The sequence below is a fragment of the Streptomyces sp. JL2001 genome, from assembly GCF_050917515.1.
In the GTDB taxonomy this organism is placed as follows: Bacteria; Actinomycetota; Actinomycetes; order Streptomycetales; family Streptomycetaceae; genus Streptomyces.
This window is the reverse complement of the sequence record NZ_CP169421.1, coordinates 1,194,588-1,207,427: the sequence shown is the minus strand read 5'-3', so window position 1 is coordinate 1,207,427 and position 12,840 is coordinate 1,194,588. Positions and strand designations below refer to the sequence as shown.

Below are 12,840 nucleotides of genomic sequence, written 5' to 3'. Positions count from 1 at the left end.
GCGATCAATTCCGGCCGCCCCCGCGGGGGTCGGAGGCGAGCGGCCAGGGAGCGGGTGGCGCCGCCCGCCGTGGGCCCCCTGTGGCCTCCGCTCGGCCGGCCCCGCCCGGGCGCGCGGGCCTCACCCCACCAGGCGCAACGCCGTCCCCGACACCCCCACCCGTACCGTCTGACCCCAGGTCAGTTCCAGGGAGTCGGTCTCCATCCCGTCCCCGAAGGCCACCATGCGGTCCGACTCGACGGTGAGGCGCAGTCCCTCGCCGGAGCCCAGCGCCCCCTCCACCCGGCTCGTGCCCGTCGTCGGGGACGGCCAGGCCTCGCGGACGAACCAGGCGAGCCGGGGGTCGGTCGGGGCCGGCAACGTCAGCCGGCTGGAGCGCTGCTGCCACAGCGACCGCAGCCAGCCCGTCGCCCCGGTCCCCGTCCCCACCAGGACACCCGACGAAGCCTGCGGTTCCGGTTCGGCGCCCGCGCCGTCGAGAGCGAGGGTGTAGCGGGCCGTCTGGTGCCCGGGCGGACCGAGGTAGATCTCGTTGAGCGCGAGCAGCCGCTGCGCGTCGTCCGTGACCGCCTCCACCATGGTCAGCTCGTCCGCGCCGGTCCGGGTGGCGGCCGGCAGCAGTGTGCGCGCCTGCGCCGCCCGGTGGCGTACGAGGACCCCCGGGTTGCGCCCCGGATCGGAGTCGATGCCGACGACCGGCTGCCCGGACAGGTACTTCGCCGCGTTCGCCACCAGACCGTCCTGCCCGACCACGACGACCACGTCCTCGGGGCCGAACAGGAAGCGGTCCAGATCGGCCCGTTCGACCCGGGTCTGCCGCCACTGGAGCGGCACGGCCCCCGCCACCTCCGCCAGCGCCCGCCGGGTGCGCTCGTGCCGCTCCCGGACCTCCTCGATGCTCCGGCCCCGGCTGGAGAGGAAGAACGCCGCCTGCCCGTGCGTACCGTGCCGGGCGAGGAGCTCCTCGTACTCCGTGGTGCGGTGGACGAGGACGGCCCGGGGCGCCAGGCTCACGACCGGTTCCCTCCGCCCAGCTTGGCGAGAAGCCCCGTCAGCACGTCCGGCGACAGCGTGAGGTTCTCGATCCGCGGCAGGTTCTCCGCCGCGCGGGTGGCGGCCAGGGCGTGCAGCGTCGCCGCGTCGACCTCACCGTGCACCCGCAGCCAGGACGCCTGCGCCTGGGCACGGGCCTCGCCCACCTCGCGGGCCGCCTCCGCCTCGGCGCGCGCCAGCCGGACCGTACGGACCGCCTCGGCCTCCGCCCGTACGGCGTCGGCGGCGGCGCTCTCCTCGGCCTCGCGCCGGGCGTTGGTGCCGCGCTGGTCGACGAGCCGCTCCTCCTGGCGGGCCAGCTCGATCTTGCTGGCCAGCTCGTTCTCCGCGATGGCCCGCTCGCGCTCGACGGCGACGGCCCGCCGCTCGTACGTGGCCCGGTCCGCCTCCTGCTGGATCTGCTCGCGCGCCGGCGTCCGCAGCGCCCGCTCGACCTCCGGCTCCGGCCGGATCGCCACCACGCGCACGGCGACCACCTCGATGCCCGTGGCCGGCAGCCGGGGTTCGGCCGCCAGCCCCGCCGCGATCCGGTCCCGTACGGCGGCGACCCCGTCGACGAGCGCGGCGGCCAGGGGCGTGCGGGCCAGGACGTCGAGTGCGTGCTGCTGCGCGGTCTCGGTGAGCAGGGTGGCGATCTGCTCGAGCGGCGCGCCCCGCCACGCCCCGGTGTCCGGGTCGATCGAGAAGTCGAGCCGGGTGGCCGCCGCCTCCGGTCCGATGATCCGGTACGTGACGGTCGACTGGACGCTGACGTCCTGGAAGTCGGCGGTGCGGGCGTGGAACGCCATCGCCAGCTCGCGGTCGTTCACCGGCACCTCGGAGAGCGCGGCGGACAGCGAACGGAACCAGAAGCTGAGGCCCGTGCCGTCGTGCACGAGCTGACCGCGCCGGTGGTGGCGGATGTGCGCGGTGGGCGCGGAACGCAGATGGCGCCAGCCGGCGCGGCGGGTGATGTCGGCCATGGGAACTCCCCCTTGTCGTCATCATGACGATAGGGATCCTTCCGCTTTTCGTCAAGATGACGAAAGTGGTTCGTCCGGTCCGCGGCCGCCCGGCGGCACCGCGTGCGGTCGGGCCCGGGACGTCGCGTCGTGGTCCGGCCGCCGGGTCGGCGCGGGGAGCCCGGGGGCCGGGGGCCGGCAGCCGTTCCAGCGGGGCGGGGGGCCTCCGTGCCGCGGTCGACGGCGCCTCGCGGCCTGAGCCGGCGTCAGCCGGCGAGCGGGGCGGTCGCGGAGGCCGGTCCGGCGGGCGACAGGGGTGACGGCGCGGGCAGGGTCGTCCGCACGGGGGCGGCGGCAGGCGCGGGGACGGTGAGGCGCGGGGCGGAGGCCGCCGGGGCGGCCGTCACGCCGGCGGCCCGGGGGCGGGGCGCCGGGGCGGCGGGAGCCGTGAGGGCCGCGGTCGCCGGGGCCGGTTCCGCGGCCGGCGCGACGGGGCCCGGTGCCGGAGTCGCGGAGATCGTGACCGCCACGGCCGGGTCCGTGACGCCCGGGCCCGCCGGCCCCGGCCCGCCGGTCAGCAGGATCACCCCGCGCGCCGCCACCGCCGAGGCGGCGCCCGCGACCAGCCAGCCCCAGGCCCCGGCACGGAAGGACTCGCCGAGGAGGGCCACGCCGATCACCGCGGCGGCGGCCGGGTTGGACAGGTTCACCACGGCCAGCGGCGCCGCGAGTCCACCCCGGTACGCGGACTGCGAGAGCAGCAGGCCGCCCACCGCGAACGCCGAGATCAGCACCGCGACCAGGGTCGTCTGCCACCAGCGCAGGGCGCCGCCGGGCAGTTCGTGCGCGAGCGCCGAGGTCACCGTCTGCGTGAGGGCGGAGGCGACGCCCGAGGCGACCCCGGAGGCCGTCGCGTGCCCGAGTCCCCGGGCCCGTCCGGTACCGCCCGCGGCCGACCCGGCTCCGGGCGCGTCCGCGCGGGCGCCCCCGTACAGCCGTCCCGAGGCGAGAGCAGCGATCAGCAGGCCCGTCGCCGCGGCGACGACCAGCGCCTCGCGCAGGCTCAGCGCCTCGCCCGGCTTCGCGGGCCCGGTGACCGACACCAGGCCGACCAGGCCGACGAGGGTCCAGAGCGCCCCGCGCCACTCCGACCGGGTGACGCGCCGCCGCGCGCAGTACGCCCCGAGCGGCAGCGCGGCCACGAGGGTCAGCGCGCCCAGCGGCTGAACGAGGGTCAGCGGACCGTAGTGCAGCGCCGCCACGTGGGCGAGCGCGCCGGCCGCGTTGAGGCCGACCGCCCACCACCACTGACCGCGGGCCAGCAGCGCGCGGAGCGCGCCCCCGCCCCCGTCGGACGAGGAGGCCAGCCGGGACTGGGCGACCGCCGCGAGCGCGTAGCCCGCGGCGGACACCAGGGAGAGGAGCACCGCGACCACGGTGCCGTCGAGGGCGTTCATCGCAGGGCTCCTGCCGGGCGGGGCGCGGCGGTGCGCGCGAAGGTCTCCGAGGGGGTGGGTTCGCCGCGGCCGGAGCCGGGGTCGGCCCCGGGCGCGGCCGGGCGGGCGCCCGGCGCGGGGACGACGGCGAGGGCCAGGGCGACCAGGGCCGCCGCGGCCAGCGCGTCGAACCAGTAGTGGTTGGCGGTTCCGACGATCACCAGCAGGGTCAGCAGCGGATGGAGCAGCCACAGCCACCGCCGGCGGCCCCGGGTGGCGGCGATCAGCCCGATCGCGACCATCAGCGCCCAGCCGAAGTGCAGCGAGGGCATCGCGGCGAACTGGTTCGCCATCGAGTCCGTCTCCGGCGTCGCGCCGTACACGGAGGGCCCGTAGACCTGTGCGGTGTCCACGAGTCCGGCGGCGGCGAGCATCCGGGGCGGCGCGAGCGGCATCAGCAGGTGCAGCGCGAGGGCCGCGGAGGTGACCAGGGCCAGCACGCGCCGGGACCACACGTAGTGGCCGGGGCGGCGCCAGTAGAGCCAGCCGAGGAAGGCGACGGTGGCCGGGAAGTGCACGGCCGCGTAGTACGTGTTGGCGGCCCGGACGAGCGTGTCGCCGTGCAGCAGCAGGGCCTGTACCGCGCCCTCGCCGGGCAGATGGACGGCGCGTTCCGCGTCCCATATCCGGTCGGCGTTGTGGAACGCCCGCAGCTCGTGGCCGTTCGCGAACCGCCGGCCGGACTTGTACACGAGGAACAGCGCGGTGACGAGCAGCAGCTCGCGGACCAGCGGCGGTCTCGGGGTAGCGGTCGGCCCCGGTCCTGCAGGACGTGTCCCACGTATCCCGGCAGCCATGGCGCGGCCCCTTTTTCCGTCAAACCGGCAACAAACGGGGGAAGCCTAGATCCGATTTCATCGAGACGCAAGCGTCTCGATACGTTTGCGTCTCGATTGTGCACCCCCTACTCTCGTATGTGCAGAGAGCTGTCCGGGAGGAATCGATGTCCACGCAGGCCACGACGTCCACGCAGGCCGCCACCGCCGCCGCCCGACGCGGCAAGATCACACCCGAACGCCAGGCGGAGCTGTACGACGCCGTGCTCTGCCTCCTCCGCGAAGGCGGCTACGACTCGGTGACCATGGAGGGCGTCGCGGCCCGCACCAAATGCGGCAAGGCCACCCTCTACCGGCAGTGGGGGAGCAAGCCGCAGCTCGTCACCGCCGCTCTCGCCAAACAGCGCTGCACCTTCTTCGCCGGCATCGACACCGGCTCCCTCGCCGGCGACCTGCGGGAAGCCGCACGCCTGGCCGCCACGCCCCGCGAGCGGGACGCCGAGCTGATGGAGGCGGTCAGCCAGGCGTACATCCAGCACCCCGACCTGCGCGAGGCGCTGCGCGAGACCGTCATCCAGCCGGAGGTCGCGGCGCTCGACGAGATGCTGCGCCGCGCCGTCGAGCGCGGCGAGATCGACGCGGACAACCCGGCGATCGGCTTCGTCGCCCCCTGCTTCCTCGGGATGCTCCGCATCGAGCGGCTCTTCGAGGAGCGGTTCTCGGACGCGGCCACGATGCGCACGTTCGTCGACGGGGTCCTGCTGCCGGCCCTGCGCGCCCGGCCCTGACGCCCGGGCCCCGTTCCGGCCGTCCGGCCGAGCGCCCGCCCCGGCCCCGCGCCGTCGGGGCGCGCGGCCGCACCCGCCCGCCCCGCCCCGACGGTTCCCCCCGCCGCCCACCGGCCGGGACCCGCCGCCCGACCGGGCCCCGCCCCGTCCGGCGGTGCCCGGGAGTGTGGCCGGGGCACCCGTCCGGCACCCTGGAGCCATGCCCGCCTCCACCCCCGACGTGCGCGTCCGCCGGATCTACGAGCCCCCCGAGCCCGACGACGGCCTGCGCGTCCTCGTCGACCGGCTCTGGCCGCGCGGCCTCGCCAGGACCGACGCGCACATCGACGAATGGCCCAAGGCGCTGACCCCCTCCACCGAACTGCGCCGCTGGTACCACGGACCCGAGGGCACCTACGACGAGTTCCGCCGCCGCTACGAGACCGAACTCGCCGAACCCGGCGCCGCCGAGGCGCTGGACCGGCTCCGCGAACTCGCGGCCGCCGGCCGGGTCACCCTGCTCACCGCGGCGAAGGAACCGGACACGAGCCACACCTCGGTGCTCCTGGCGGCCCTGTCCGGAACCGCTCCCCGCCCCCCGTCCCGTGGCCCGGGGGCATAGCCAGGGGCGCGCCGGGCCCGTCACCATGGCCCGACGCACCGAGTTCCGCACCAGCTCCCTCCGGAGGCGCCGCGTGGACCCGATCTCGTACGAGCTTCTCGACGCACTGCAACGCGACCCGTACCCCCTCTACGCCCACGCCCGGCGTACCGAGGGGCTGACCTTCGTCCCCGAACTCGACGCCTGGCTCGTCTCCCGGGACGCCGACGTCCGCGAAGTGCTGCTGCGCCCCGAGGACTTCTCCTCGGCCCAGGCGCTCCGTCCCGACGTCCTGCCACCGCCGGCCGTCTCCGGCGTCCTGGCCCGCGGCTTCGGCCAACGGCCCACCGTCGTCTCCACCGACGGCGCCGCCCACCGCCGCCACCGCGCCCCGCTCAACAGCGGACTCTCGGCCGCCCGGATCGCCGCCCTCGCCCCGTACGCCGAAGAGGTCGCCACGTCCCTCGTCGACGCCTTCGCCGCCGACGGACGCGCCGAGCTGATGGGCGCCTACGCCCGCAGGCTGCCCGGCGCCGTCATCGGGCGGCTCATCGGCATCGAGCCCGAGGACGTGCCCGCCGCCGTGCGCGGCGGACACCGCGCCGAACAGCTGCTCTTCCGGCCGATGCCCGAGGACGAGCAGATCGCCGCGGCCGAGGACGTGGTCGCCCTCCAGCACCTCCTCGACCGCTACGCCCGCGAGCGGCGCGCCCGCCCGCGCGAGGACCTCTGCTCCGCGATGGTCGCCGCACTCGCCCCCGACACCGGCCTCGGCCCCGGCCGGCGCGACCTCACCTGCGACCAGCGCAGCGAACTCGTCGCCAACCTGCAGAACCTCCTCATCGCCGGGCACCTCACCACCACCGCCCTCATCGGCACCACGCTGCTCCACCTGCTGCGCCACCGCGAGCAGTGGGAGCTGCTCTGCGCCCGGCCGGAGCTGATACCCGGGGCGGTGGAGGAAGCGGCCCGCTTCGACACCGCCGTCCAGGGATTCCGCCGCACCACCACCCGCCCCGTCGCCCTGGCCGGGACCGACCTGCCCGCCGGAGCGACCGTCTTCGTCGCCTACGGCTCCGCCAACCGCGACGAGGCGCGCCACCCGGACCCCGACGTGTTCGACATCGCCCGGCCCGCCGCCCCCACCCGGCACCTCGCCTTCGGCCACGGCGCCCACGGCTGCCCCGGATCGCAGCTGGCCCGCACCCAACTCCGCCTGACACTCGAACTGTTCACCCGCCGCCTGCCCGGACTGCGACTGGCGGAGGACCGTGAGGTGCTGATGCGGCCCACGCTGATCCACCGATCGCCCGAGGAGCTCCATCTCACCTGGTGAACACGGGGCGGCCGGGCGAGACCGGATCGATACCCGCCGGCCCGGCATCCGGCCGGTGCCCCGCCGCCCTTCACCGGCATATCCTGCGCGCATGCGCGTCGCACTCTTCGTCACCTGCGTCAATGACGCCCTGTATCCCTCCACGGGAGTGGCAACCGTCCGCATTCTGGAACGGCTCGGTGTCGACGTCGACTTCCCGGCGGCCCAGACCTGCTGCGGCCAGCCGCAGTACAACACCGGCTACCGCCGCGAGACCGCCGCCCTCGTCCGCCGCACGGTGGACGCCTTCGCCGGCTACGACCACATCGTCACCCCCTCGGGATCCTGCGCGGCGATGGTGCGGCACCACTACGCCGGGTTCGGCGCCGAGGCGGCCGCGCTCGGACCGCGGACCCACGAACTCACCGAGTTCCTCGTCGACGTGCTGGGAGTGACGGACGTAGGCGCCTACTTCCCGCACCGCGTCACCTACCACCCCTCCTGCCACGGCCTGCGCGCGCTCGGCCTCGGCGACCGGCCGCGCCGGCTGCTCCGGGCCGTCAGGGGCCTCGACCTCGTCGAACTGCCGGCAGCCCAGGAGTGCTGCGGCTTCGGCGGCACCTTCGCCGTCAAGAACGCCGACGTGTCGGCGGCGATGGGCCGCGACAAGGTCGCCCACGCCGCGTCGACCGGCGCCTCGGTCCTCTGCGGCGCCGACAACTCGTGCCTCCTGCACCTGGACGGGATCCTGCGGCGCGAGGGCGAGCCCCTGCGGACCCTGCACCTCGCCGAGATCCTCGCGAGCACCGAGCCGGAGCCGGCGCTGTGACCGGGACGTTCGTCGGGATGCCCGCGTTCCCCGAGGCCGCCCGCGCGGCCGTGGGCGACCCCGTACTGCGCGCCAACCTGCGCCATGCCACCCACACCATCCGGGACAAGCGCGCCAAAGCGGTCGCCGAACTCGCCGACTGGGCCGAGCTGCGCGAGGCCGGCAAGCAGATCAAGGACCACACGCTGCGCCATCTCGACCGCTACCTCGTGCAGTTGGAGGCCGCGGTCACCGCCGCGGGCGGCACCGTGCACTGGGCGCAGGACGCCGCAGAGGCGAACGGGATCGTCGCCGACCTGGTGAAGGCGACCGGGGAGACCGAGGTCGTCAAGGTCAAGTCGATGGCCACGCAGGAGATCGGGCTCAACGAGGCGCTGGAGGCCGAGGGCATCCACGCCTATGAGACCGACCTCGCCGAGCTCATCGTGCAGCTCGGCGAGGACCGCCCCTCGCACATCCTCGTTCCCGCCATCCACCGCAACCGGGGCGAGATCCGCGACATCTTCCGCGAACGGATGGGCGCCTGGGGCCGCCCCGCGCCGGAGGACCTGTCCGACAGCCCGGCCGAACTCGCCGAGGCGGCCCGGCTCCACCTGCGGGAGAAGTTCCTGCGCGCCAAGGTCGGCATCTCCGGCGCCAACTTCATGGTCGCCGAGACCGGCACGCTCGTGGTCGTCGAGTCCGAGGGCAACGGCCGGATGTGCCTCACCCTCCCCGAGACCCTGATCTCGGTCGTCGGCATCGAGAAGATCGTGCCCACCTGGCAGGACCTGGAGGTGTTCCTGCAGACCCTGCCCCGCTCCTCGACCGCCGAGCGGATGAACCCGTACACCTCGATGTGGACCGGGACCACGGACGGCGACGGGCCGCGGACCTTCCACCTCGTCCTGCTCGACAACGGCCGCAGCGCGGCGCTCGCCGACGAGGTCGGCCGCCAGGCCCTGCGCTGCATCCGCTGCTCCGCCTGCCTCAACGTCTGCCCCGTCTACGAACGCGCCGGCGGACACGCCTACGGATCCGTCTATCCCGGCCCCATCGGCGCCATCCTCACGCCCCAACTGCGCGGTACGGCCAGTGCCGTCGACGCCTCGCTGCCGTACGCGTCCTCGCTGTGCGGCGCGTGCTACGAGGTGTGCCCGGTGGCCATCGACATCCCCGAGGTCCTCGTCCACCTCCGCGAGAAGGTCGCCGAGCAGGGCGGCAGGGGACACCGGCTGGAGAAGGCCGCCATCAAGGCGGCGGGCTGGGTGCTGGACCGCCCGGCCGCGCTCGCGGCGGCCGAACGCGTCGCCTCCGCCACACGCGCCCTCCACCCCCGCCGCCTGCCCGGGGCGGTCCCCGGGGCCGGCGCCTGGTCCGAGAGCCGCGACCTGCCCGAACTCCCGGCGGAGTCCTTCCGCACCTGGTGGAAGAAGAACCGCACGTGAACGACCCGCACCCGAACCACCCGCACGACGGCGCCGCCGCAGACACCGCACCCGCCCCCGGGTCCACGCCCGCCCGCACCCCCGCCGGGCCGGCCTCCTCCGCGCGCGACCGGATCCTCGCCCGGGTCCGGGACGCCGTCTCCGCCGCGCCCCCGGCACCCGAGGCGGAGCGCGCGTACCTGCGGAGCCACGTGCCCGACGACCCCGCGGCGCTCGTCGACCTGCTCCACGCCAACCTGGCGGACTACCGCGCCCTCGTCCACCGCACCGACCCCGACGGCCTGCCGGCCCTGCTCCTGCGGCTCCTCGCCGAGCGCGGTGCCAACACCGTCCTCATCCCGTCCGGACTGCCCCACCAGTGGCTGCCTCGCGCCGACGTCACCCGGATCGACATCACCCGCATCCACGACCGGGCCGCCTCGTCGCCCCGTGAACTCGACGCCGTCGACAGCGTCGTCACCGGCTGCGCGGTGGCCGTCGCCGAGACCGGGACGCTCGTCCTTGACGGCGGACCCGGCCAGGGCCGCCGCCGGATCACCCTCGTCCCCGACCACCACATCTGCGTCGTACGCGTCCCCGACCAGGTGGTGGCCTCCGTGCCGCAGGCCCTCACGCGGCTCGACCCCACCCGCCCGCTCACCTGGATCTCCGGCCCGTCGGCCACCAGCGACATCGAACTCGACCGCGTCGAGGGCGTCCACGGCCCCCGGACCCTGGAAGTGGTCCTAGTCCACGAGCCCGACGCGTAGCCGCGGCGCCTCGGCCGCCGCGTCCCGCACCCGGTCCGCCCGACCGGCCAACTCCCGAGCCCAGGAGGCCAGTCCGGCGACATCGATACCGTATCCGGCCGCCTGCCGGACGGGATCGGGTGCGCCGATCCGGTCGGCGCCACGCCGCAACAGCCGGGCGCCTCCCGTGGCATTGCCGCGAGCCGCGTGCGTGAGCCCCACCGCCAGCTGGGCCAGCCCCTGCCACAGGTCCCGCTCGCCGGCGGGCCCGCTCTTCCACGCGTCCTCGAACACCTCGTGCGCGTGGAACGGCATCCCCGCGTCGAGCAGCCGCTGCGCCTCGCGGAGCGTCTGCGCCGGACTGCGTTCGACCCCCTCGGGCTGCCGCTCGACCCCCTCGGCGCCGTACGGCAGAGGCCGCCCGAGCCCGTCCCGCGGGCGCGCACTCCGCGCCCGCCCCTCCTCGTCCCGGTCCCTCGGCGTCCTGTCCACGCCCCCATTGTCCCCCGGAGGGACGCCACGGCCAGGACGAGGCCCCGCCCCGGCCCCGTGCCGGGCAGGCCCGCACCTCTTGGCGGCGCCCCTCACCCCCGCCACCCGCAGCGGGACCACCACCCGGCCACCACCTGCGGCGCCGCCACCCCGACGGGCGACGCGAAGAGAGCCCACGCGTCCATCGGTCGCGCGGAGTGAGGTAATGTTCTCTTGCACGCCGACACCGGGGGACACCCCGGAACGACGGGCATCGGGACGTGGCGCAGCTTGGTAGCGCACTTGACTGGGGGTCAAGGGGTCGCAGGTTCAAATCCTGTCGTCCCGACTTTTCGAAGTCGCAGGTCAGGGGCCGTTTCAGAGAAATCTGAACCGGCCCCTGACTCGTTTTCGGGTACCGCTCGGGGACCAACTCGCCCTGACCGCTCAGCGGGCGGCCACGATCGGGCTCGGCAGGGACCGGGGCGCGGGGTTCACTGCCTGGGTGCGCGGGCCCCGGGGGTGCGCCTTCCGGGGACGGAGACGGAGCCCGGCATCGGCCGCGGCCGACCCGGCGTGCACCACCATCGGCCCTGACCGCAGCAGAGCTCGAGCGACGCGCCGTGATGGTCACCTCCTCGGTCGGACCGGGTGGCACGGGCGTCGCGCAGCGTGTCGATGTCCGGTGCGGACGTATCAGAGCCCGATCATGAGCAGATTGGCATATTTCGATACTGATTGGTGTTCCATGTCGGAAAGTGGATCAGGCGGACGCTGCTGCAGTTCGTCCGGGTGCGAGGCACCGCGGCATGTGAGGGTGACGGTGCCGTCCCTGCCTCCGAAGCAGGAGAGCGGGCGGGCGGCATGGTGCGCATCACCGGCGGCGAGTTCCTGATGGGGGCGCAAGACGACTGGACCGTGCCCGGCGATGGAGAGGGGCCCGTTCATCCGGTGCGCCCCCGCCCTTCCGGATCTCGGCGCGGTCGCGTACCTCGGCTGAGGGGACCTCGGGGCGGCGTCAGCATGCCTACCGTGTCCCCTCCCGCAGTTCCAGCTCCCCCGACAGCGGTACCGGCAACCAAGAGTTCCGCCGCGTCCGCGACGGCGGACCCGTGAGGGCCCAGTGAGCGGCAGCGCGTGGACGGGGGCGGCCGTGGCCGCCGTCACGGCGGGGTACGCGCTCTTCTCCCGGCGGTTGTCCACGACTGCCGTGACGGCGCCGATGGTGTTCACCGGCTTCGGGGTGGCCGTCGGACCGATCGGGCTCGACCTTGTCGATCTGGAGCACGACGCCGGCCCGGTGCTCACCCTGGTCGAAGCCGCCCTGACGCTGGTCCTGCTGACCGACGCCATGTCCGTACGCCGACGGGATATGCGCGTCGGCGGCTTCCTTCCCGGACGCCTGTTGGGGATCGGGCTGCCGCTGACGATCGGCGCCGGCTGGCTCCTGGCCTGGCCTCTGCTGCCGGGGCTGGCCGTGTGGGAGTTGGCGCTGGTCGCGACGATTCTGGCCCCGACCGACGCGGCACTGGGCAAGACGGCGGTCTCCAGCCGGCGTGTTCCCCCGCTCGTGCGGAGCGGCCTCAATGTCGAGAGCGGCCTCAACGACGGTATGGCGCTGCCCTTCTTCGTGCTGTTCCTTGCAGCTCTGCCCGGTACCACGGCCTCGGAGGAGGGAGTCGTGGGGGTCTTCTGGCGGGCGCTCGTGCTCAGCACCGCGTTGGGTCTTGCCGTGGGATGGGGCGGCGGGCGCCTGTTGCGCTGGTCGCGCGAAAGGGGCTGGGCGAGTGACGACTGGCGGCAGGTCTTCGTGCTGGCCGTGGCGGCAGGCTCGTACACCCTGGCGGTCGTCGTCGACGGAAGCGGGTTCATCGCGGCCTGGGTGGCCGGCTTCGCCTTCGGGGTCTCGCTGAGGCAGAGCGCGCCGGCGGACACACCAGACACCGGTGACACTGCCGCTCTCGCCGAGCGTCTCGCCGAGCTGCTCGCGTCCTTGAGCTTCCTGGTCTTCGGCGCGGTCCTTCTCGGTCCGGTACTGGAGGACCTCGACTGGCGGGTCATCACCTACGCCGTGCTGAGTCTGACCGTGGTCCGGATGCTGCCCGTCGCCCTCTCCCTGGCCGGAACCGGCCTGGCCCTTCCCACGGTCGGCTACATCGGGTGGTTCGGGCCGCGCGGCCTCGCCTCGGTCGTCTTCGGGCTTCTCGTCGTGGAGCAACACGTACAGGGGGTGCAGCTCCTCGGCCGGGTGATCGCGGTCACCGTCGCGCTGAGCATCCTCCTGCACGGCATCTCCGCCGTCGTCCTCGCGAACCGTTACGGCGCCTGGCACACGAAGGTCGCTGCCGCACGGCCGCACCTGCGTGAGGGCCTGCCGGAAGGGGACCACGCCGGGCCCCCGTCAACAGCGCGGTAGTGCACGGACGAGCCAGGAAG

12 protein-coding genes and 1 tRNA gene are annotated in these 12,840 nt (G+C 74.8%); 8 read left to right on the top strand and 5 right to left on the bottom strand.

Annotation, left to right across the window (positions count from 1 at the left end):
• Positions 1–120: 120 nt before the first annotated feature.
• The 4 genes from ACE1OA_RS05300 to ACE1OA_RS05285 form a co-directional block, all read right to left on the bottom strand.
• Entirely contained in the window at positions 121–1,014 is an 894-nt protein-coding gene (locus tag ACE1OA_RS05300; RefSeq protein ID WP_356600138.1) for a hypothetical protein, read from the bottom strand.
• Positions 1,011–2,015 (bottom strand): SPFH domain-containing protein, encoded by a 1,005-nt coding sequence (locus ACE1OA_RS05295; RefSeq protein ID WP_356600136.1) that lies wholly within the window; start codon positions 2,013–2,015, stop codon positions 1,011–1,013. The genes ACE1OA_RS05300 and ACE1OA_RS05295 overlap by 4 nt, the downstream gene beginning before the upstream one ends.
• Positions 2,016–2,260: 245 nt before the next feature.
• A complete protein-coding gene (locus tag ACE1OA_RS05290; protein ID WP_384866487.1) occupies positions 2,261–3,451 on the bottom strand; it encodes a DMT family transporter in 1,191 nt (396 codons plus the stop codon).
• On the bottom strand, positions 3,448–4,287 hold the full coding sequence (locus ACE1OA_RS05285) for a phosphatase PAP2 family protein (RefSeq protein ID WP_356600132.1): 840 nt from the start codon (positions 4,285–4,287) through the stop codon (positions 3,448–3,450). Before ACE1OA_RS05285 ends, ACE1OA_RS05290 begins: the two co-directional genes overlap by 4 nt.
• 146 nt (positions 4,288–4,433) lie before the next feature.
• Here ACE1OA_RS05285 and ACE1OA_RS05280 point away from each other — a divergent pair, with 146 nt between their 5' ends.
• The 6 genes from ACE1OA_RS05280 to ACE1OA_RS05255 all read left to right on the top strand — a co-directional run bounded on the left by ACE1OA_RS05280 (position 4,434) and on the right by ACE1OA_RS05255 (position 9,954).
• Entirely contained in the window at positions 4,434–5,054 is a 621-nt protein-coding gene (locus ACE1OA_RS05280; protein WP_356600130.1) for a TetR/AcrR family transcriptional regulator, read from the top strand.
• A 199-nt stretch (positions 5,055–5,253) separates the two neighbouring features.
• Complete coding sequence (locus tag ACE1OA_RS05275; protein WP_356600128.1) at positions 5,254–5,655, top strand: DUF488 domain-containing protein; 402 nt, start codon at positions 5,254–5,256, stop codon at positions 5,653–5,655.
• 73 nt (positions 5,656–5,728) lie between these two features.
• Positions 5,729–6,970 carry a cytochrome P450 gene (locus ACE1OA_RS05270; protein WP_432752367.1) on the top strand — a complete coding sequence of 414 codons (1,242 nt, stop codon included), beginning with the start codon at positions 5,729–5,731 and terminating at the stop codon, positions 6,968–6,970.
• Between the two features lie 91 nt (positions 6,971–7,061).
• Entirely contained in the window at positions 7,062–7,778 is a 717-nt protein-coding gene (locus tag ACE1OA_RS05265) for a (Fe-S)-binding protein (protein WP_356600124.1), read from the top strand.
• Entirely contained in the window at positions 7,775–9,205 is a 1,431-nt protein-coding gene (locus tag ACE1OA_RS05260; RefSeq protein ID WP_432752366.1) for a LutB/LldF family L-lactate oxidation iron-sulfur protein, read from the top strand. Before ACE1OA_RS05265 ends, ACE1OA_RS05260 begins: the two co-directional genes overlap by 4 nt.
• Positions 9,206–9,318: 113 nt before the next feature.
• Positions 9,319–9,954: a LutC/YkgG family protein gene (locus ACE1OA_RS05255; RefSeq protein ID WP_356600685.1), complete on the top strand. Its 636-nt coding sequence runs from the start codon at positions 9,319–9,321 to the stop codon at positions 9,952–9,954.
• On the opposite strand, the gene ACE1OA_RS05250 is transcribed toward ACE1OA_RS05255, so the two are convergent.
• Positions 9,931–10,425, bottom strand: coding sequence for a DUF309 domain-containing protein (locus ACE1OA_RS05250; protein ID WP_356600120.1), 495 nt, complete (start codon positions 10,423–10,425; stop codon positions 9,931–9,933). The genes ACE1OA_RS05255 and ACE1OA_RS05250 overlap by 24 nt on opposite strands.
• 254 nt (positions 10,426–10,679) lie before the next feature.
• Here ACE1OA_RS05250 and ACE1OA_RS05245 point away from each other — a divergent pair.
• Together ACE1OA_RS05245 and ACE1OA_RS05240 are read left to right on the top strand one after the other, a co-directional pair.
• Positions 10,680–10,753, top strand: a tRNA-Pro gene (locus ACE1OA_RS05245).
• A gap of 774 nt (positions 10,754–11,527) precedes the next feature.
• Positions 11,528–12,820 (top strand): cation:proton antiporter, encoded by a 1,293-nt coding sequence (locus tag ACE1OA_RS05240; protein WP_384866497.1) that lies wholly within the window; start codon positions 11,528–11,530, stop codon positions 12,818–12,820.
• Positions 12,821–12,840: the final 20 nt, after the last annotated feature.